The sequence below is a fragment of the Pantoea sp. GbtcB22 genome (assembly GCF_019091025.1).
GTDB classification, from domain to species: domain Bacteria; phylum Pseudomonadota; class Gammaproteobacteria; order Enterobacterales; family Enterobacteriaceae; genus Pantoea; species Pantoea leporis.
In genome coordinates, this window is record NZ_JAGXKB010000003.1 from 90,622 (window position 1) to 111,033 (window position 20,412).

At 53.9% G+C, this 20,412-nt stretch carries 15 protein-coding genes; 4 read left to right on the plus strand and 11 right to left on the minus strand.

Features of this window, described 5'->3' with window-relative positions; genetic code table 11:
* Positions 1-68: 68 nt before the first annotated feature.
* The 8 genes from KVT28_RS11875 to wbaP all read right to left on the minus strand — a co-directional run bounded on the left by KVT28_RS11875 (position 69) and on the right by wbaP (position 9,791).
* A complete protein-coding gene (locus KVT28_RS11875) occupies positions 69-986 on the minus strand; it encodes a glycosyltransferase family 2 protein (protein WP_101763367.1) in 918 nt (305 codons plus the stop codon).
* A 74-nt stretch (positions 987-1,060) separates the two neighbouring features.
* Entirely contained in the window at positions 1,061-2,239 is a 1,179-nt protein-coding gene (locus KVT28_RS11880; protein WP_192233381.1) for an acyltransferase, read from the minus strand.
* Positions 2,240-2,263: 24 nt separating this feature from the next.
* The gene (locus KVT28_RS11885; RefSeq protein ID WP_217548636.1) at positions 2,264-2,986 is read right to left on the minus strand and encodes an SGNH/GDSL hydrolase family protein; all 723 of its coding nucleotides are present in this window, start codon (positions 2,984-2,986) and stop codon (positions 2,264-2,266) included.
* A 15-nt stretch (positions 2,987-3,001) separates the two neighbouring features.
* Positions 3,002-4,138, minus strand: coding sequence for an EpsG family protein (locus tag KVT28_RS11890; protein ID WP_217548638.1), 1,137 nt, complete (start codon positions 4,136-4,138; stop codon positions 3,002-3,004).
* A 181-nt stretch (positions 4,139-4,319) separates the two neighbouring features.
* Entirely contained in the window at positions 4,320-6,497 is a 2,178-nt protein-coding gene (gene wzc, locus KVT28_RS11895) for a tyrosine-protein kinase Wzc (RefSeq protein WP_217548640.1), read from the minus strand.
* 12 nt (positions 6,498-6,509) lie between these two features.
* The gene (locus KVT28_RS11900; protein ID WP_217548642.1) at positions 6,510-6,944 is read right to left on the minus strand and encodes a protein tyrosine phosphatase; all 435 of its coding nucleotides are present in this window, start codon (positions 6,942-6,944) and stop codon (positions 6,510-6,512) included.
* 9 nt (positions 6,945-6,953) lie between these two features.
* Positions 6,954-8,084, minus strand: a complete 1,131-nt coding sequence (locus KVT28_RS11905; protein WP_101763361.1) for a polysaccharide export protein — start codon at positions 8,082-8,084, stop codon at positions 6,954-6,956.
* Between the two features lie 273 nt (positions 8,085-8,357).
* Positions 8,358-9,791: an undecaprenyl-phosphate galactose phosphotransferase WbaP gene (gene wbaP / locus KVT28_RS11910; protein WP_008104880.1), complete on the minus strand. Its 1,434-nt coding sequence runs from the start codon at positions 9,789-9,791 to the stop codon at positions 8,358-8,360.
* A gap of 786 nt (positions 9,792-10,577) precedes the next feature.
* Between wbaP and KVT28_RS11915 the strand changes: the two genes are divergently transcribed.
* Entirely contained in the window at positions 10,578-12,134 is a 1,557-nt protein-coding gene (locus KVT28_RS11915; protein WP_217548644.1) for a TerC family protein, read from the plus strand.
* A gap of 103 nt (positions 12,135-12,237) precedes the next feature.
* Here the strand turns inward: KVT28_RS11915 and asmA are convergent, their stop codons facing one another.
* The 3 genes from asmA to udk form a co-directional block, all read right to left on the minus strand.
* Positions 12,238-14,037 carry an outer membrane assembly protein AsmA gene (gene asmA, locus KVT28_RS11920; RefSeq protein WP_217548646.1) on the minus strand — a complete coding sequence of 600 codons (1,800 nt, stop codon included), beginning with the start codon at positions 14,035-14,037 and terminating at the stop codon, positions 12,238-12,240.
* A 76-nt stretch (positions 14,038-14,113) separates the two neighbouring features.
* Positions 14,114-14,695: a dCTP deaminase gene (gene dcd / locus KVT28_RS11925; protein WP_007888946.1), complete on the minus strand. Its 582-nt coding sequence runs from the start codon at positions 14,693-14,695 to the stop codon at positions 14,114-14,116.
* 72 nt (positions 14,696-14,767) lie between these two features.
* Complete coding sequence (gene udk, locus KVT28_RS11930) at positions 14,768-15,406, minus strand: uridine kinase (protein WP_008104883.1); 639 nt, start codon at positions 15,404-15,406, stop codon at positions 14,768-14,770.
* 230 nt (positions 15,407-15,636) lie between these two features.
* Here udk and KVT28_RS11935 point away from each other — a divergent pair, with 230 nt between their 5' ends.
* The 3 genes from KVT28_RS11935 to yegD all read left to right on the plus strand — a co-directional run bounded on the left by KVT28_RS11935 (position 15,637) and on the right by yegD (position 20,404).
* Entirely contained in the window at positions 15,637-16,248 is a 612-nt protein-coding gene (locus KVT28_RS11935) for a phosphatase PAP2 family protein (RefSeq protein WP_101763357.1), read from the plus strand.
* A 161-nt stretch (positions 16,249-16,409) separates the two neighbouring features.
* Positions 16,410-18,974, plus strand: coding sequence for a diguanylate cyclase (locus KVT28_RS11940; RefSeq protein ID WP_217548648.1), 2,565 nt, complete (start codon positions 16,410-16,412; stop codon positions 18,972-18,974).
* Positions 18,975-19,051: 77 nt separating this feature from the next.
* Positions 19,052-20,404, plus strand: a complete 1,353-nt coding sequence (gene yegD, locus KVT28_RS11945; RefSeq protein ID WP_217548650.1) for a molecular chaperone — start codon at positions 19,052-19,054, stop codon at positions 20,402-20,404.
* Positions 20,405-20,412: the final 8 nt, after the last annotated feature.

A 20,412-nucleotide genomic window follows, 5' to 3' on the forward strand; every position in this document is an offset into this window, starting at 1 on the left:
TACCCGGAGTTTCAGGAACCAAAAAATTGCCCCCGTGTAGGGAGCAAGTGAAAGTGTTTAAAAGTGAATCAGGAGACGGCTCTTCTGCCCGAGAAGCGCGACTTCACCTTATCGAGCAGGCGATTCATGAAGTAGGCACGATTGTCACGGTTGGTGAGGAAGAAGTAGCGTGCAAAGCTGAGGCTGGCCTGCAGCGATTTACCATCCATCTTGTAGCGCAGCGGCAGCTTGAACGCCTTGTAAGTATGGATGTCACGCGTGGTCAGATGCGGCTTCATGGTATCGAGCCAGAAGAAGGAGTATTTGACCGATTCGCCTTTGTGCTTGGAACCAAATTTGGTCACCAGATGGTAGGTTGCCAGCGGCTTATCGATCATCACGAAGGCATAACCCATGCGGTCAGCGCGGATGCAGAAGTCATAATCCTGATGGCGAATATAGCGCGCGTCAAACTGGATTTGCGCCGCATCTTCGCGCTTCAGCACAATGGTGCTGGTTTGAATAAAGCCGTAACAGCCAAACAGATACTCGGCCACGGTTTCGTTTTTGCCGGGCGGTTGCATCGGCATCACCTTGAGGAAGCTGCCATCCTGATGGATGTTCACCTGACTAAAGATGACGTAGCGCGATTTGCCCTGCGCTTCCAGTTTGGCGATGGTTTCACTCGCCACCAATAACTTGTCCGGATGCCACTCATCGTCGGCATCGAGGAAGCTGATAAAGTCGCCGGTTGCCAGCTCAATACCTTTGTTACGGGCGCCAGCGCCGTTGAGTTTGACCTCAGACAGCTCCAGTTTGATAGCCAAATCCTGATAACGTTCGCTGCGTACCACCTGCGCCAGTTCAGCCGCATCGGCCGATTTGTCATCAACAATAATGACTTCAAAATTGCGATAGGTTTGCGCTTTGACGCAATCTAGCGTCGTGACAATCGATTTCGACGCGTTATACGCGGGAATAACAATTGAGAAGCGAATCTCCTGCATTGCCAGCACCTCATTAAAAAAGTTACAAAATCAATGATATAACTTGTGGGCTCAAAAGAATAATGGGTGATGTCCTAATTTGTCGGCGAGGTCTTCATCGCCACTTTCTTCTTGTTGCTACTGCCGATAAACGGTTTCTCGACAAACAGATACGTCAATTTCGCCACATAGAAGGAGGCGACAAAGAACAACGTTGAAAGGAAGGTGTAGAACAGGAACGAATGCGGATAGAGCGTTTCCGGGATCTGCTTGATGAAATAGAGCACCACACCGTGAATCAGATAGAGGCTGTAACTCACCTCACCAATCGACATCAGGGTTTTGTTTTCCAGAATGCCAAACACGGCGTTGCCGCTGCTGACAATAAAGAAGATTACCGTCAGGCAGCAGAGGAAAATCAGATACCAGAAGGTGTTGCTGGTGAACGACAGCGAGAACAGCGACAGCACAATCACCGCAAAGCCGGCCAGGCTGGAGGTTCTGTAGTGCGCAAACATGTCGCGATACTTATACGCCAGATAACCCATGGCGAAGCCCAGCACCGGACGCGGATCGGTATAGGTTTTGCCCCACAGACGCAGGCCAACCGCCACGCAGAAAATCACGCCGATCGAGCCGAGAATCAGCAGCGTTTTGTATTTACCTTTGGTGGCGCGGTTGAGCACGTAAATCAGCGGAATCGACAGGTACAGCAACCATTCGAGGCGAAGCGTCCATTCCACACCGGCGTTGACATCCGCCGTCAGGAAATCACCCATGCGATAGCTGCCAATAAACAGCAACCACAGCACGGCATCTTTTACTGCCGTGAGGCTATAAGTGAGATCGCCCTGCACCACGCCTACCGCGATGATGACAAAACCGGAGAACCAGAACATCGGGACGATACGGCGGATACGCGACTTCAGCAGCTTGTGCGTCAGCTGCCCTGGCGTCAGGGTTTCATTATCCAGCCAGCGATAGAACAGGAAGGCGGAGATCATGAAGAACAGCAGTACACCGAATTTACCGGAGTTAACGAAGAAGTTGCCTTCGGAGAACCAGGCAAAATAGTCTTTATCGAACACCCACTGACCATCCAGCGAATAGATGTAGTGCGCGAAGTGTGAGAACGCCACGATGCTGGCCAGCAGCGCGCGCATACCAGAGATACTTTTAATACCGCTACTGTTGTACACGCCTTTGTGGAAGGAGAATACTCGCAGAATGATTAGCGCCAGACAAAATGACAGCACCATGATTAATACATACATGTCAGCTCCTGAATCTGAGTTGGGTTAGCTGCTGTGCCGCGACAAAACGCTATCGAAAGTGCTGCTTAAGACGTTGAAGGTTCTTTCTGCTTTCTGCTTATAAAGCATCTCGTTCGGGTGAATGCAATCAGGCGACATCTCAGATTGCCAGTCACGGTTCTGCTTGATGGCGCTGTACTGCTTCACAATCGGTACCTGCTGCTCTTTAGCCACTTCATTTAACTGATAAACATACGGCCAGACGTTCCAGCGCTCGGCTTTGCCACAAATGGGATTCGGTTCCTGTAACACCACCAGCTTGTTATTCGCCTTCGCGCCTTTGACCAGCTCGGTGATGATGCGCTTATACTCTTGCGGCGTTTCAATGCGCTCGCCTTTGTCTTTGAAGAAGTTGATGCGCGCATCGTTGATGGCATAGTTAATCAGAATCATGTTGGCATCGGATTTCGCCATGCGTTCTGACCAATTCATCGGCGTATTGTCTTTGTCGTAAACCAGCACCGAAACCTGTGCGCCCGGCATGCCGTGGTTCTTCACCTCAATGTTGTTGCCGTATTTCTCACGCAACATCTGCTGCAAAAAACTCACTTCATTATTTTTACTGAGGATATTGCGATTGCCCGACGCGGTAACGCCGGCGGTGGTGGAGTCACCGTAGGCGGCGATGATGAAGGTGCCGGGATGATCCTCTGCCTGCGCCAGTAGCGGCGCAGAGGTGATCAGAACTGCCAGTAAAGTCTTCCGCATATTTCCTCTCATCGGTTAATGAAACAATTTGAATTCACGAGCAACTTCATAGCCCACAACGGCCTGCTTCAGTGAGATCGTGTTGTAGTAGAGGTAATAAACAAGGAAGAAAGCGAACATCGCAAACATCGCGGGTTTCAGTACGCGTTTTGACTGGAAGATTAGCGATGTCAAAATAATCGGTTCGACCTGCAGCAGATAGTTCGACAGGCGCGCACCCGATGAGTAGTTGTAGAAGAAGATCCTGATACCGCCGCCGATGGCAAAAGTGAGAATCAACAGGTAGTTCAGCTTCCACACGTCGTACTGTTCGCGCTTGAGCTGGTTGCTCAGCATGAAGTAGACAAAGATAAACACCAGCATGATGTTTTTCAGGTTGGAGACTGACACCACGCTGCCGTCACCGGCATTCGAGGCTTCGTTACTGTAGCCTGCGGCCCTTTCGCCCATCGATCCCAGATGTCCGGCGATCAAGGCAATAAAGCCGGTCCCGCCCACCACCGAAAGTGGCACACTGAACAGGATGATGGCCACCGGCCACCAGCGCGATTCCCGAATAAACAGGAACGGAATGATGGTCACCACCATTACTGCGGTGTTGTGGCTGAGGAAGGACAGAATAAAGAAGGCAAACGCCCACCAGTATTGCTTGAGGTAGATAGTCCAGATCACGCCAAGGAACAGCGCCGAGCTCAGGCCAAAACGAATCTGGTTTACGTCTTTGTTGATAAAGATATGCGCCGAGTAAAGCGCCAATGCCAACACCGGATACGGTGACATCTTTTTGAAGAAGATGGCGTTGGTTGAAACTGCCAGAATACTGAACACAAACAGGAACACGCTGGCATTGTGTGAAAACAGGCTGGTGATCCACGCGATAGCAAAAATCAGCGGTTCATAACGGAAGAAGGCGACGGTGTTGGCAAAACCGTTGACCTCAATACGGCGGACGAAGTCGGCAAAGAAGCTGCGATATTGATAGTCGTCCATCCCGGTACCGAGACCGCGAATACCGGCAAAAATAATCAGCGTGACCGTGGCGATGCACAGCAGGTAAGTCAGAATATGGGTGGTGCGTTCGTCTTTCTTCAACAGGATTTCGACCAGCGCAAGCAACAGCAAAAACCCTGATAAATACCAATATGGAGCCATGGTGTGATTCCTTAATTCCACAAGTTCTCGTGCCAGCGGTGGCTTTTAATGGCGTTATAGAGAGAATCACCTGTGTAAATCGTTGCGTGTCGTCATTCAAACGGTGCGATCAAAAGGGGCGGTCAACCCGCCCCTTTCTTCACCGGATTACCCTCATCATTAACTGTGAATGACGGGCAAATTAACTTTTGGCCGGTTTGCCATACTCGTAGTCGTAATAGTCGTAACCGTAACCATAAGAGTTGGCGGCTTTACGCACCACGGCGTTGAGGATCACACCTTTAATCTCAATACCGTTCTGGGCAAAGCGTTTGAAGCTGACATCCAGTTCTTTCGGCGTGTTGGTTTCGAAACGCGCCACCATCAGCGACGTACCGGCCAACTTACCGATGATAGACGCATCGGTGACCGCCAGAATCGGAGGCGTATCAATCAACACCAGGTCATAGTTCTTGCTCGCCCAATCCAGCAGCTCACCCATGCGACGATGCATCAGCAGCTCAGATGGGTTTGGTGGCACCTGACCGCGTGGCAGGAAGTCAAAACCGTACGGGCCTTTCTGAATCAGCGCCGGGCTGAACTCGGTTTTGCCTGACAACACGTTAGACAGACCGGATTTGTTATCGGCTGACAGCAGTTCGTGGGTGTAACCGCGACGCATATCACCATCGATGAACAGCACACGTTGGCCCGCTTTGGCGACCAGCGTTGCCAGGTTGGCACAGATAAAGGTTTTACCAATACCTGGGCTGGCGCCGGTGATCATCAGGATGTTGTTTTTCGCTTCCATCATCGCGAAGTGCAGGCTGGTACGCAGGCTACGAATCGCTTCGATTGACAGATCAGTTGGATTGCCCAGCGCCAGCAGCGTTTCGTGGGGATCGGTTTTCACCTTGTTGCCACGACGCGCCAGTGCTTCGGTATCTTTCTTACGTTGCCATTCTGACAGCGGTACGCTGGCATAGACGTTCATGCCCAGCTCTTCCAGTTGCTCTGGATTTTCGATGCCGTGATGCAGCAGCGCTTTCAGCAGCACCAGACCAACAGAAACCATCAGACCCAGAATCACGCTCGCCGCGATGATCAGCAGTTTCTTCGGTGCCACCGGGCTGTTGCCGGTTGCTGCGCCATCGATGATGCGAACATCACCCACGGTGCTGGCTTTACTGATACCCAGCTCTTGCTGACGGTTCAGCAACTGCATGTAGATTTCCTGACCAGACTGCACATCACGCGTTAAACGCAAGATCTCTTGCTGCGTTTGTGGCATCTGAGAAATCTTTTTATTCAGCTGCGCCTGCTCACCTTCCAGCGTTTTGCGTTTTTCCAGCAACGCGCGGTAGGTTGGGTGATCTTTAGTAAACAGCTGAGACACTTCGGCTTCACGGAAGGTCAGTTCGTTCAACTGGCTCTGCACGCTGACAGAAGAATCCAGCGCCGATTTCGCTTCCAGCGACAGGTCAACCGACTCGTTCTGGCGACGGAAGGTATTCAGCTTGTCTTCGGCATCATCCAGTTTGCCACGCACTTGCGGCAGCTGGTTGCGCAGGAATTCCAGGCTCTTTTCCGCTTGCTCAGATTTACGCTCAACGTTCTGCAGCAGGTAGTTATTGACGATTTGGTTCAGCACTTTGCTGATCTGCTCCGGATCTTCACCCAGATACTCCAGACCCAGCACGCCCGTATCTTTGCCTTTATCCGCAACGGTCAGGTTGGCCAGCACGGAGTTAATCGCCTGCAGCTCGTTCAGTTTGGTAACGCTGAAGCTGGTGCCTTCATCGGCATTGATGCCGCTTACCAGCATGGTCACTTCACCGTGCGTTTCCAACTGACCAACTTTACCTTTGAACAGCTCATCACCGTCCGCTGACACGGTATACGAGTCAGGACCGGTCACTTCCAGTTCAACAGTACGCTTATCGATGGTGCGTGGAATTTCCAGGCGGGAGATGGCGACAGTTGATGGCTTGTTACCCATCAAACGCGACAGACCTTTACCAATCACCGGGAAATAGTTCTGAGTGACAACGGTGTCCAGACCCAGATCGTCAACGGTTTTACCGATAACCATGCGCGATTCCAGAATCTGAATCTCGGTATCGGACGCCGGCGTTGGCGGCAGAATGCTGTCTAACTCATTCAGTACTGAGCTGGCGTTCTTCTGTTCAACCTGGACTAACGCATCCGCGCTGTAGATTGGTGTAGCAAACAGTGTGTAGAGCGTGGCTACCAGCATGAAGAAGGCGGTAACGGCAACAATGATCCAGCGATGATCAATCAGCTGTCCCACAAGATGCGCCAGATCCCATCCATTCGAATCTTCCTTTGGCGCGGTCATAACCTTGTTTTTGATATTCATGGATATTCCCAACTATCGGCTTAATACGTTGACCCATTTCTGGGTAGCGTTTTCCAGTAACCCGTAGACCTCTTCAAAGGCCTCGCGACTTTTTTTGTACGGATCCGCAATTTCCTGCTGATTGAGCCAGTGGCCAAGCAGCATGGTCTTTCCGCGTGCGGCTGGATCGATGCGATTCACCTGTTCAATGTGACGCTTTTCCATTACCAGAATCAGGTCATAGTCACGGCACATGCTGGCCGTTAACTGCTTAGCCTGATGCCCTTCCAGCGACACGCCGTGTTCGGCGGCCACAGCCAGGGCTTTCTGGTCCGCCGGATAGCCTTGCAGCGCGCTGAGCCCTGCGGAGGCAATCCGGATGTTTGGTAGCGCGCGTTTGAACAGATGCTCCCCGGTGGGGGAGCGGCAGATATTACCGACGCAGACGACTAACACGGACTTAATCATGGCGAACCCTTAGTTCGACCAGTTGCGGAAACGAAGGGCCGAGGAGCTGGCATCGTCAATACCTACGATGGTCGGCAGCAGGCCCGAAATCACACGGTTCCAACGGGTGATTGGTGTCGCGGTGACATAGACGATGTCGTACGGCTCCAGTTGGAATTCGGTGCCCATCACCATCGATGCCGCATCTTTGGTATTCAATTGATAGATGTTGGCGATCTTGGTGCGGTTGGCGCCGCGAATCGGACGAATCACGAACACGCCGGTGGCATCAGAGGTGGTCTGATCCATACCCTGCGAGTTGCCCAGTGCTTCGGCCAGCGTCATGCCGCTGCGATCCATCTTCAGCGTTGACTGCTGCTTCACTTCACCCATCACGAAGACTTTGAGATCGTCGTTACGTGGTACGTAAAGGATGTCGCCCGGATAGAGCAGATGGTTTTGGCTCAGGTCGCCGTTTTGCATTAGCGCCTGCAACGAAAGACGTTGTTCTTTGCCGTTGTGCGTCAGCACCACGTTGCGCCAGTCAGCGTCAGCCGCTAAACCGCCGGCGGCGTTGACGGCATCCAGCACGGTCAGCGGCACGTTAGTGATCGCCTGTTGTCCGGAGGTGGTGACCGAACCGGTCACGTACGCTTTCTGCGAACGGAACGAGGCGACGTTAACGTCAACCTGCGGACTTTCGATGTATTGCGCCAGACGACGCGCCACTTCGCTGCGGATCTCGGTAACCGTTCGGCCTGCTACGCGCACTTTACCGATGTACGGGTAGAAAATGGTGCCATCTGCCTGTACCCAGTTACCGGTGTCGCTGGCGCTACGGTACTGACCGGCAGGTGTGGTCAACTCTGGGTGATCCCAGACGGTGACGTTCAGCACGTCGCCGACACCGATACGGTATTCGTAGCTCTGAATTTCATTTTGCAGCATCGGGTTAGCCTGCGCGACTAACGGCTTCGGACGCATCTGTTCAACCAGACGCGGCGTCAGCGGGAAGACGTTGACATATTTGTCGATGTCATAGTTGCTATCCTGTTGCTCTATGACATCTTTTCCACTGGTGGAAAGGTGAGAACCCGGCTCAATGGTGCATCCGGAGAGAAAAGTCGCGGATACCAGTAAAGGTATCAATTTAATTTTCATTATCATCTGATTCTTCGCTATCAGTTATTGATTGATAGAGGCGAAATCGCCCGCTGTGTAGCGTCTTACAAAAATGGAATGTGACGGGTTAAACACTGAAACTGTGGGTCATTATTATGCGCTCCCTTGGTTTTATGTTGTCACCGAGTCTAAAGACGACATCAATTAAAATGGTTATACAGACTCAATCAGTGCAGCTGTCTAATAACGACACACCCAGCACCCGCAGTTTTCAACCGGGGAGCTTGCTGCCCTCCCCGGCTTCGCTGTCTATCAATAGGCGCCGTCGCGTTTCAGCACTACGCCAACCGTCTTAAACAGAATCGCGATGTCATTCCACAGCGACCAGTTCTTGACATACCACGAGTCGAAATAGACGCGTGTTTCATAGTCAACGTCGTTACGACCGCTAACCTGCCACAATCCCGTCATGCCTGGTTTCGCCATCAGGTAATAATCGACATCACCGGCATAACGGCAGAGCTCATCTTCAATCACCGGGCGCGGCCCCACCAGGCTCATATCGCCACGTACCACGTTCCACAGCTGCGGCAGCTCATCCAGACTGGTTTTACGGATGAAATGGCCGACTTTGGTGATGCGCGGATCGTTCTTCAGTTTGAAATCTTTATCCCACTCGGCGCGGGCAACAGGATCGGTACGCAGTACCTCTTCCAGCACCTCTTTCGAGTTAATCACCATTGAGCGGAATTTCAGGCATTTGAACTTACGGCCGCCTAAACCCACACGTTCATGACCGTAAATCGGTGGTCCGCCATCGCGGCCAACCATAAATCCAAGGACCAGCAACGCCGGGGACAGCGCGAGGATAATGCTCAGCGCGCCGACGATATCGAATGCACGCTTAAGGAAACGTGATGTGCGCTTGGCCAGATTGTTATTCACACGCAGAATCATCACTTCATGGCTAAAGATGTAAGCCATGTCGGTGCCGTACAGCGGTACACCGCGCAGTGTTGGAATAACAGAAACCGAGCGGCAATTGTGCATCGCCAGGGTTTTCAGCCAGTGGTCGCGGTGCTGGCTCTGTTCGAACTCCACCGCCACGATGAATTGGGTTTCGCTGTTGGTCAGCTGCCACAACTCTTGTTCATTGTGCAGCACAGGCACGCCTGAGATGCTGGCCTGTGGGCTGCTCTTATCGACATCGAAGAAGGCGATAACATCAAAGCCCATCACTTCTTCGCTCTGCAGCGCCTGCCAGGCTTCCTGGGCATTGCGGCTGCTGCCGATGATGATGGTTTGCTTTTTCCACATGCCGTAATGATTCAGCACACGCTTAGAGATGGCGCGCGCTAAAGGAATCAAAATCAACGCCAGAACCCAGGTCGCTACCCAGACAAAGCGCGACATTTGCCACTGTGAAAGGGCTGAAATTGACAAATCGATGACAGAGAAAATAAGAATGGTACGAAAGATCTCTTTGAGCTCGAACCAGAATGGCTTGCGATAGGTATAATGACGCAGGCGAACCCAGAACCAGCCCACGCAAATAACGGAAAGCGCAATGTGCGTAGCAATTTTTAAATGCAGGTATTTTTCAGATATATCTGCCAGTGGAGAATGGGTAAACGAATTAATCAATGCCATCGCAATAAATAATGCTGCGTTGAAACAAATTAAATCCGAGCACGCCAGTAAAATTTTTGTCAGAAGACTTTTATATGTAATTTCGTTATCGCGCATAGTTAACTCTTTTATATTATTTCTTTAATCCCTAATGCCTCAACGCTGTTTGATAAATGAGCGAAATATTCACTGCATTTGTTGAGGCAATCTGCGGTAAATTCTCTGAGGCCAAATCAATTCTCACAATAGTAAGCAAGAGAATTGTGATTAATACCAACAGATTAGTCCGACTTCCCTTACCACAGTGGCAGACCATTAAACCAAGAGAAAGGCGCTTCAGGCACGCTACCGCCCTTGGCTGTCGCTGCCAATACCGCTTTCATCCTAATTACAACTTGTTTTATGCGGCATTTTTGCGCTAATTACTGGCCGTGGTCCGCGTGCGATCACAGTTCGCAACATTAAGAGGCTAAGGAGCACGCTATAAACAACTTTGGCGCAGACATTTACTAACACGTTGCTATACTAGTTATTACTGGCTTGTTTACAAGTAGGCCCCGTGTTCCCTGCACTATTTTAGGAAAAAGACTACCAGCGATAAGTATTGATGCCAGCCCTTTCAGGCCATTCCCCTGCAAAATTCAGATTAATTCGATACTCAACCACGCAATAGACTGCATTAAAAATGCACGTGGTTATCTGCTGAAAAAAAATAATTGTCTCTTTCATTCAGGTGCAATCTTTATCCATACTTTCATCTTATCGGTGCAAATCGGCAATCAGGGATATTCTTCTCTTCTGGCTGACCCGCCAATTGACCGAGTCAGCGGCTATTTACAGGCTTAACGCCGTTTCACTATCATCAGATTAAGCGCATAACACAGACATTAAGGTGATTAACACATGTTGGAGTGGATCATTGATCCGTCGCTGTGGGCAGGATTAGTAACGCTAATCGTTCTGGAGCTGGTGTTGGGCATTGATAACTTGGTTTTCATTGCCATCCTCGTCGAAAAGCTGCCGCCGAAGGAACGCGACCGTGCGCGCATTATCGGCTTGCTTCTCGCGCTGGTGTCGCGTTTAGCGCTGCTCGCCTCACTTTCCTGGCTGGTAACCCTGACACAACCGCTGTTTACTCTGTTGCACCACGACTTCAGCGCCCGCGATCTGCTGCTGCTGTGCGGTGGTTTCTTTCTTCTTTATAAGGCCACCACCGAGTTAAACAGTCGCCTGGAAGGCGCTGACGAGGAAACCGGTCAAAATAAGAACGGTGCTAAATTCTGGCCGGTGGTGGCGCAAATAGTGGTGCTGGACGCCATCTTCTCGCTGGACTCGGTGATTACCGCCGTTGGCATGGTCAACGAGCTGCCGGTGATGATGGCGGCAGTAACGGTGGCGATTCTGCTGATGCTGCTGGCGAGTAAGCCGCTGACGCGTTTCGTTAACGGCCATCCGACCATCGTGATTCTCTGTCTGAGCTTCCTGCTCATGATCGGCTTCAGCCTTGTGGCCGAGGGGTTAGGCTTCATTATTCCAAAAGGGTATCTCTACGCGGCGATTGGTTTCTCTATCGTCATTGAGATACTCAATCAGTTGGCGATGTTCAATCGCCGCCGCTTTCTCACTGCCGGCCGTCCACTGCGTCAGCGTACGTCAGAAGCCGTTTTGCGCATTCTGCGCGGCGAGGCGCAGCGTGCGGAACTGGACGCCGATACCGCGTCACTGGTCAGCGACAGCGAAGAGGGCGCGCTATTTAACCGTCAGGAACGGCGCATGATTGCCCGCGTGCTGGGGCTGGGTCAGCGCCAGATTAATAGCATCATGACGTCGCGCCACGACGTCGAGCATATCGACCTCACCGAAGATCCGGCGGAGATTATGGCGAAGCTCGATCGCAATCAACACACGCGTATTCTGGTGACCGAACAGGGCCGCGACCCGCTCGGTGTGGTGCACGTGATTGATCTCCTGCATCAATCGTTGCACAGCAAATCACTGGATTTACGCTCGCTGATTCGCCAGCCATTGATCTTTCCTGAGCGCGTTACCTTGTTGCAGGCGCTGGAGCAGTTCCGCAACGCGCGCACCCACTTCGCCTTTGTGGTGGATGAGTTTGGTTCGGTGGAAGGTGTGGTCACGCTGAGCGATCTGATGGAAACCATCGCCGGCAATCTGCCGAATGAAGGAGAAAAAATCGATGCGCGCTATGATATTCAAGTGCTGCCCGACGGCGGTTGGGTGGCGAATGGTCATATGCCGTTAGAGGATTTAGCCGTCTACGTGCAGCTGCCACTCGATGAAAAGCGCAATTACCACACGCTGGCGGGATTACTGATGGACATCTTGCAACATGTGCCGCAGGAAGGCGAAGAGTTGCAGATCGGTGATTATCTTCTGCGAACGTTGCAGGTAGAAAATCACCGTGTGCAGAAAGTGGAGATAGTGCCGATAGCACCATAATTAACCAGGTCGCCGCACGAACATGCTGCAACTGCCTCAGCGCAAGGCGAACGAAAGTCGCTCTTGCGCTTAACTGTTCGGCATTGCGCCCTGGATGGCGCCCCTACGGCTGCTTCGCCGGTTGTTGGCGATCCAGCCACTGATTGAGCCGCGACTTCGCTTCGCTTTGCAGTTGCTGACGTACCACGTCATCCACCGGCAACGAGTACTGCAGATTATTCCAGCCGCCGTACATGCGCAGCGGAATAGTTTGCTGGTTCAGCAGTGCGGCTAATTTATCGTCGCCCTGCCAGCCGCGCAGCATCATATTAATGGTGACGTCGAGCTGCTGTTTAACCATATCGACATTGCCTTTGGTCTGCACCGCCAGACGACTGTTGCCGCCCTGCAGATCCGGCAAGCTGAAGATGCCTTGCTTGAGACTCACGCGCCCACTCAACTGCTGAATGCCCTGGTCGTCGGGTTGATCGTTGGTGACACGATTACTGACGCGCGCCACCGCACGGCGCACCATCTGCTGCAGATTCAGCTGCGAAAGCTGCAAATTAGTGGCTTCCAGATCCGCACTGCCCTGCCAGTTACGTTTTGCCTCTTCAATGCTCAATCCAGCACCGCTCACATCGCCTTGCAGTGAAACCGTGCCTTGCAGCGTTTCTGGCAGTTCTAATGCTTTCAGCAGCGGCGCAATGGCAATGTTATCCAGCTCAGGCTGGAACGCCACTTGCGTCACCGGTTTGCGGATATCCACCGAACCAGGAACGGAGAAATGGCCTTCGCCAAATTTGCCTTGCAGCTTACTCAGCGTCATCAAACCTTGCTGATTGCTGGCATCGATCTGCAAGTTGGTCAGCGTCAGGCCGCGCCACACGCTGCTATCGGCGGTGAGATTGAGCGTCAAATCCAGCTGATTCAGCGGCGAGTCGCTGTTGTCACGCATTCGCGGTTCAGCAATCACTGGCGTGCTCACCACATTGGCTCGCTGCGGCGCGCTGCTATCCGTCACCGGTGCATTCGCCATCAACGCGTCGATGTCTAAACGGGTGGCGTGTAGCGCCAGATTAAGCTGCTGCGGCAGCGCCAGACGCCCCTCGGCGCTGCCATCCAGTGCGCTGTCATTGGCGGTGAGCTGCATCTTCTGTAGGGAGAAACGCTGATTGTCACCGTTCCATTCGCCCTGCCCGCTCAAGGTGCCTTTGATGCCCTGCGTCGGCAGATTGGCGCCGTCGATGGCATAATTCAACTCATCCAGCTGTCCGACCAGACGATGTGGGTATTGCGCCACATTCATCTGCCCTTTGAGATTGACGCTAACATTGCGCTGATTACGCGAAATTCGGGTAGCCAGGTTGATGCTAGCCTGTTTGCTGGCATCCTGATCGAGGTTGAGATTGAGGTCGCGGAAATTATACTCGTCGCCGCCGGGCTGCTGCCAAATCAGCAGGCTGTCGGCGAGACGCAGTTTGCCAATGGTGAATGACCAGCCGTTATCGCTGCTGCTCACTGGCTCGGCATCACCGGGGCCTACTGGCGCGCCGCTCGGCTTTTGTGCGGCGCTGTCTGGCGTGACGCGGATGATGGCGTTTTTCAGCATCACCTGGCTGACGCTCAGTTGATGCGACAACAGCGGCCAGAGATGGACATCCAGGCGCATGTTATCGGCGGTGACCATCGGCTGCGTCGCGCCAGGCGCGGTCAGACTCATGCGTCCGGCGAGAATGCTAAGCTGCGGCCAGACGTGCCAGCGCAGATCGCCGCCTACCTGAAGCTGATAACCACTGCGCTGTTCTACCTGCTTTACCATGTAGGTACGAAAGTCGTTGGGATTGACCAGCAACACCAATGCCGTCATGCCCGCTACCACCACCACTAACAGGATGGCCAGCGTTGTTATCACTCTTCTCATCACATCCTCATTGCCTTCATACTTCACGTTGCAGCAGCGTTGGCTGCGCTCGCTCACCCCGGCCACTTACTGATAGTCAGTCTTTGTCGATGCGGCTGGCATCCGCGCCCTGCTGACCACGATATTTGGCATCTTCGCGACGGTTATACGGTCGCGCAGCCGGGCCCGACAGCGGCTCAAAGCTCAATGCACCAATCAACATGCCTGGACGCAGCGCCAGCGGCAGTTTGCCTGAATTATAGAACTCCAGCACGATGCGGCCTTGCCAGCCCGGATCGATACGGTGCGCCGTGACGTGCACCATTAAACCTAGGCGTGCCAGCGAAGAGCGGCCATCCAGCCAGCCGACCAGATCGTCAGGAATGGTGACCGATTCCAGCGTCACCGCCAGCGCCAGCTCGCCAGGATGCAGGAAAAAGGCTTCGCCTTCCGGCAGCACAATCTCGTCGCTCATCACACGGTCCAGCGCGGCACTGACTTCATGCTTTGGACCACTCAAATCAATAAACGCCGCCGTATGACCGCTAAAAGTGCGGAACTGATTGCCGAGGCGCACATCCACCGTGGCGCCGTTGATGCGTTCCACTGGCGGGCGCGGCTCAATCGCCAACTTTCCGTTGTCCAGCCAGGCTTCAATATCGCGATCGCATAATCTCATCGCAGGTACTCCATGAATTAAGTGTAGCGAATGGCTACGACAGCGCGTCACGCCGGGGCGGACGCCATGTCGTCAAAGATACTGATTAATCTTGGCCTTGAGGATATCAATGGCGATACGGTTTTTTCCGCCGCGCGGCACAATGATGTCAGCGTACTGCTTGGAAGGTTCAATAAATTGCAGGAACATCGGACGCACGGTCTTCTGATACTGGCTCATCACCGAATCCATAGAGCGACCGCGCTCATTCACATCGCGCTTCATGCGGCGCATCAAACAGATATCCAGCGGCGTATCGACGAAGATAGAGAAATTCATCTCCTGACGCAGGCGCGCATCGGTTAACAGCAAGATGCCTTCGAGAATGATGACTTTTTTCGATTTGAGATGAATACAGTCGCTGGTGCGGGTGTGCTCAACATAGCTGTAAACCGGCAACTCAATTTCCTGACCGGCTTTAAGCGCGCGCAGGTGCTGCAACAACAGATCATGATCCATCGCACTCGGATGGTCATAGTTGGTTTTCACCCTCTCTTCCATGGTGAGGTGGCTCTGATCTTTATAGTAGGCATCTTCGGGGATCACACCGATATGCTCGTCACCGACCTGGTCACGGATTTCACGATAGAGCGTGCTGGCGATAAGACTTTTTCCGGATGCGGATGCACCTGCGATGCCAACGATCACGCACTGATGAGACTTGTCAGTCATACTTTTTTAAGACCTGATAACTGGAGCCTGCCTAAGCCGAAGCTGCAACGGGCCGAATGAGAGGGTTAGTTGGCGGCAATTATAGGTATTTCACCGGGTTGATGCCAGAGAAATGGGCCAACGGCTTTTCAGAATATCCCCTTTTGCAGCCAGACGCTTAATCGATACACTGTTCATCTGCCAACACTGCAGCCGGCGTTGGCACTCCGAATATAGCCGCAAGGAAAAGTATGAGCTGGAAAACCCTGACCTATTTTGGCGACAGCATGTTGCTGATCCCGACTGCGGTGATCATCGCGCTGGTCTTGCCATGGAAAAGCGACAACCGCCAAACCGTCTGGTATTGGGTGCTGGCGTTTGGTCTGGCTGGCCTGGTGGTGAGCGTCTCGAAAATCCTGTTTCTCGGCTTTGGCATTGGTAGCGCCCGATTCAACTTTACCGGCTTCAGCGGCCACAGCGCGATGTCGGCCACGCTCTGGCCGGTGATGATGTGGCTGATCTCCGGCCGCTGGTCGCCGCGCTGGCGCCTGTTTACCATTGGCATCGGCTATCTGATCCCGCTGATGGTTGGCCTGTCGCGCCTGGTCATCCACGCGCACTCCAAAAGCGAAGTGCTGGCGGGCCTGATGCTTGGCTTTACGCTTAGCACCGCATTCCTGCTGACGCAGCGCCGCACTTCACTGAAGGGCTTTAGCCTGCCGCAGATTGGCGTCGCGCTGCTGGTGCCGCTGTTGTTGCTGAGCCACGGCCGCGTCGCCACCACGCAACAGTTCCTCGAACGCTTCTCTGCCAATCTTGCCGGCTTAGAAAAGCCGTTTACCCGCGCCGATCTTTTTCGCTAATCCCGTTTGGCCCTTTGCGCGCAAAGGGCCAATCAATTCAGTGAATAACGACTAAAGTCGAATTCCCCGCAGACATCTCAAACAGATGTGCTAGCATGCAAAATAGTGATTGATTGGCGCATTTTCCATCGTGAATCAGGTGCGCGCTGCTGGATTCTTGCATGACCCTCGAGATACTAACTTCACAGGAAAGGCCACAGCGAACCTGGCTCAATGCCTTGCTCATTGGCGGGCTCACTTTTCTACTGACGCTATTTTGCCTGGAACTGATTGTTGTCAGTGGCCGTATTTCGCCGCTTTGGTACTCCACCGCGCTGATGACGGTGATCGTGTTTCGCGCCCACTCCAAACACGTTCCCTTACTGCTGCTTGCCTGCGTACTGGGTACCGCGTTGGCCAATCTGATCATTATTGGTCCCGCACTCAGTAACATTAAGTTCGCCATCTTAAATATGGTACAGGCGATTCTGGGCGGCGTGATGCTGCGCGCGCTGCTCGATCGCCGCGCCCCGCTCAATTCGTTACTCGACTGGGTGCGCTTTGCCCTGTGCGCCGGCCTGATTGCGCCGCTGTTAGGTGGCGTCGTGGCATTGTGGATGCTGCATGTGGGCAGCAATGCGTCACTGCCCTTCTTCTCGACGTGGGTGATTTCTGAGGTGATCGGCGTGCTGGCGTTTGGCCCGGTGTTATTGCTGTGGCCAAATAAACCGCTGCGCCAGATTTTGACGCCAGGCCGTCAGTTGGAAACCGGCCTGACGCTGCTTGTCACGCTGCTCGCCAGCTATTTGTCGCTGCGTTTTCTGCCGTGGCCCTTCACTTTTATTGTGGTGATTCTTTTTTGGTGCTCGGTGCGGCTACCCAAGTTCGAAGCGTTTCTGCTGTTCTTCCTCAACGCCTGTTTCATCTCGATTCTGCTGGCCTTTAACTGGGTCAACCTGGCGCAAAACGGCATGCTGCTCGGCCAGGTCAGCACCTGGCTGCCATTTCTGTTGGTGCTGCTGCCGAGCCACGTGATGGCGCTGGTGATGGATGCCTTCCAGCGCGAGAAGCATCATATCAGCGAGAGTGAAACCCGCTTCCGTAACGCTATGGAATACTCCGCGATTGGCATGGCGCTGGTTTCGCCGAATGGCGGTTGGCAGCAGGTCAATCATTCGCTGTGCCAGACGCTGGGTTTCCCGGCCGATGAGCTGAAAAAGCTCACCTTCCAGCAAATCACCCATCCCGACGATCTCAACAACGATTTACAGCAGCTGGAGCGATTGGTGGCGGGTGAAATCATGACCTACACCATGGAGAAGCGCTATTTTCGCAAGGATGGCGAAATCGTCTGGGCGCGCCTGACGGTATCGATGGTGCGCGACGCCGCGCAACAGCCGCACTACTTCATCGCGCAGATTATCGATATCTCCGAATTGAAGCAGAGTGAGCAGATTAATCGACGCTTGATGGAGCGCATCACGCTGGCCAATGAAGCTGGCGGCATTGGCGTGTGGGAGTGGAATCTGCTGACCGGCGAGATGTTGTGGGACAAGCGCATGTATGAGCTGTTTGGCTTAAGTCCGCACCAGACGCCCACCTACGATCTGTGGGTGCATCTGCTTGATCCGGCCGAGCGGGAAACCGCCACGCTTGTGGTGCAGCAGGCCATCGAACGCCGCAGCGCTTTCCAGCTGGAATACCGGATTAATTTACCGGAAGGCCCGCGCTACGTGCGCTCTGAGGCCAACCGCATTCTGAGTCAGGATGGGCAGATCGAACGTATGCTCGGCATCTGTCAGGACATCACGCCGCTGCGCGCGCTGAATGAAGCGCTGTTCCAGGAAAAAGAGCGCATGGCGATCACCCTCGATTCCATCGGTGAAGCGGTGATCAGTACCGATGATGAAATGCGCGTCACCTTTATGAATCCGGTGGCCGAAACGCTGAGCGGCTGGCCACAGGAAAAAGCCGCAGGCGTACCCATTACCGAACTGCTTAACATCACGCGCGGCGCGAGCGGCCCGCGCGTCGATAATTTGCTGTTGTGCCAGCTGCCGGACGAAAAAATCTCTCCCGAACTCGATGAAGAGCTGGTGCTGCATACACCAGACGGCACGCGCGTGGAGATCCACTACAGCATCACGCCGCTGAAAACCCTGACCGGCGCCAGCATCGGCGCGGTGATGGTTATTCAGGACGTCAGTGAATCGCGCAAGGTGATGAAGCGCCTGAGCTACAGCGCTTCACACGACATGCTGACGCGCCTGCCAAATCGCCACAGTTTCGAGCAGCGTTTGAAGCAGTTGGTGAACGATGCGGCGGCCAACCACACCCATCACGTCTTGGTATTTATCGATCTGGATAAATTCAAGGCGGTGAACGATACCGCCGGGCATGCCGCCGGTGATGCGCTGCTGCGCGAACTGGCAGAGCTGATGCCGCATCATCTGCGCAGCAGCGATATGCTGGCGCGTTTGGGCGGCGACGAATTTGGCGTGCTAATGCCGAATTGCGAAGTGGATCAGGTGCGCGACGTGGTGCAGCGTATCGTCACCGCCGTGAGCGAATATCGCTTTATGTGGCAGGAGCAGACTTATCATGTCGGCGCAAGTGCCGGCATCACGCAAATTGATCAACGCAACTGCATCAGCAATGTGGTGATGTCACAGGCCGATGTCGCCTGTTACAGCGCAAAACACGCGGGCCGTGGTCAGTATCACGTTTATCAGGAAGTGCAGATGTAATCTGCCACGTCTGCCCATTGCCAGCCCGCGCTGGCTGCGCTAAAGTCGCCCCCTTTTTTCCGGCATGGGGGATAAATATGTTTATCGGATTCGATTACGGCACAGCAAATTGCTCAATTGCGGTCAGCGATAATGGCACGCCGCGCCTGCTGACACTGGAAAATGGTCAGCGCCTGCTTCCCTCCATGATTTGCGCGCCAACGCGTGAAGCGATCAGCGAATGGCTGCATCGCCATCATCAGGTCCCAACGCCGGACAGCGAAGGCACCGCCTTACTGCAGCGTGCGCTGCGCTATAACCGCGAAGAAGATATCGACGTCACGCCGGGCAGCGTGCAGTTCGGTTTGACCGCGCTGCAGCAATATATGGTCGATCCCGAAGAAGTATGGTTCGTGAAGTCACCGAAATCCTTCCTCGGCGCTAACGGCCTGAAGCCACAGCAGATCGCCTTCTTTGAAGATTTGGTGTGCGCGATGATGCTGCACATTCGTCAGCAAGGCGAAACCCAGCTCGATCGCCCGATTGAGCAAGCGGTGATTGGCCGCCCGATTAACTTCCAGGGTTTAGGCGGCGAAGAGGCTAACCAGCAGGCGCAAGGCATTCTGCTGCGTGCGGCACAGCGCGCCGGTTTTCGTGATGTGGAGTTCCAGTTTGAGCCGGTGGCGGCGGGCCTCGATTTCGAAGCCACGCTGCAGAAAGAGACGCGCGTATTAGTCGTCGATATCGGCGGCGGCACCACCGACTGCTCGATGCTGCTGATGGGGCCGGAATGGCGTCATAAAACCGATCGCCGTGAAAGTTTACTTGGCCACAGCGGATGCCGCGTGGGCGGAAACGATCTCGACATTATGCTGGCGTTTAAAACCCTGATGCCGCTGCTGGGGCTCGGTGGCAATACGCAAAAAGGCACCGCGCTGCCCGCGCTGCCGTGGTGGAATGCGGTGGCGATCAACGACGTTCCGGCACAAAGCGACTTCTATTCCGCGGCCAGCGGCAAACTGCTGCGCGATTTGATTCGCGATGCTGAACACAGCGAAAAAGTGGCGCACCTGCTGAAAGTGTGGCAGCAGAAGCTGAGCTATCGTCTGGTGCGTGCGGCGGAAGAGAGCAAGATTGCGCTGTCGGAGGTGAAAGAGACCGATGCCTCGCTGGCGTTTATCGCCGCGCAATTGCAGGCGCAAATTAGCGCTGCGCAGCTGGAAGAGGCGATTAATCAACCGCTGGAGCGCATTCTGGAGCAAGTGCATCTGGCGCTCGCCACCTGCGAAACCAAGCCGGAAGTGATTTATCTCACCGGCGGTAGCGCACGTTCTCCGGTGTTGCGTGCGGCGTTACAGCAGGCGCTGCCCGATACGCCTATCGCCAGCGGCGATGACTTCGCCTCGGTGACCGCCGGCCTCGCCCGCTGGGCTGAAGTGATGTTCAGATAATCCCCTCA

What these genes read in the sequence shown, in the direction of transcription:
- KVT28_RS11875 (WP_101763367.1), bottom strand. Translation starts at nt 986, where the DNA reads ATGCAGGAGATTCGCTTCTCAATTGTTATTCCCGCGTATAACGCGTCG.
- KVT28_RS11880 (WP_192233381.1), bottom strand. Translation starts at nt 2,239, where the DNA reads ATGTATGTATTAATCATGGTGCTGTCATTTTGTCTGGCGCTAATCATT.
- KVT28_RS11885 (WP_217548636.1), bottom strand. Translation starts at nt 2,986, where the DNA reads ATGCGGAAGACTTTACTGGCAGTTCTGATCACCTCTGCGCCGCTACTG.
- KVT28_RS11890 (WP_217548638.1), bottom strand. Translation starts at nt 4,138, where the DNA reads ATGGCTCCATATTGGTATTTATCAGGGTTTTTGCTGTTGCTTGCGCTG.
- wzc (WP_217548640.1), bottom strand. Translation starts at nt 6,497, where the DNA reads ATGAATATCAAAAACAAGGTTATGACCGCGCCAAAGGAAGATTCGAAT.
- KVT28_RS11900 (WP_217548642.1), bottom strand. Translation starts at nt 6,944, where the DNA reads ATGATTAAGTCCGTGTTAGTCGTCTGCGTCGGTAATATCTGCCGCTCC.
- KVT28_RS11905 (WP_101763361.1), bottom strand. Translation starts at nt 8,084, where the DNA reads ATGAAAATTAAATTGATACCTTTACTGGTATCCGCGACTTTTCTCTCC.
- wbaP (WP_008104880.1), bottom strand. Translation starts at nt 9,791, where the DNA reads ATGCGCGATAACGAAATTACATATAAAAGTCTTCTGACAAAAATTTTA.
- KVT28_RS11915 (WP_217548644.1), top strand. Translation starts at nt 10,578, where the DNA reads ATGTTGGAGTGGATCATTGATCCGTCGCTGTGGGCAGGATTAGTAACG.
- asmA (WP_217548646.1), bottom strand. Translation starts at nt 14,037, where the DNA reads ATGAGAAGAGTGATAACAACGCTGGCCATCCTGTTAGTGGTGGTGGTA.
- dcd (WP_007888946.1), bottom strand. Translation starts at nt 14,695, where the DNA reads ATGAGATTATGCGATCGCGATATTGAAGCCTGGCTGGACAACGGAAAG.
- udk (WP_008104883.1), bottom strand. Translation starts at nt 15,406, where the DNA reads ATGACTGACAAGTCTCATCAGTGCGTGATCGTTGGCATCGCAGGTGCA.
- KVT28_RS11935 (WP_101763357.1), top strand. Translation starts at nt 15,637, where the DNA reads ATGAGCTGGAAAACCCTGACCTATTTTGGCGACAGCATGTTGCTGATC.
- KVT28_RS11940 (WP_217548648.1), top strand. Translation starts at nt 16,410, where the DNA reads ATGACCCTCGAGATACTAACTTCACAGGAAAGGCCACAGCGAACCTGG.
- yegD (WP_217548650.1), top strand. Translation starts at nt 19,052, where the DNA reads ATGTTTATCGGATTCGATTACGGCACAGCAAATTGCTCAATTGCGGTC.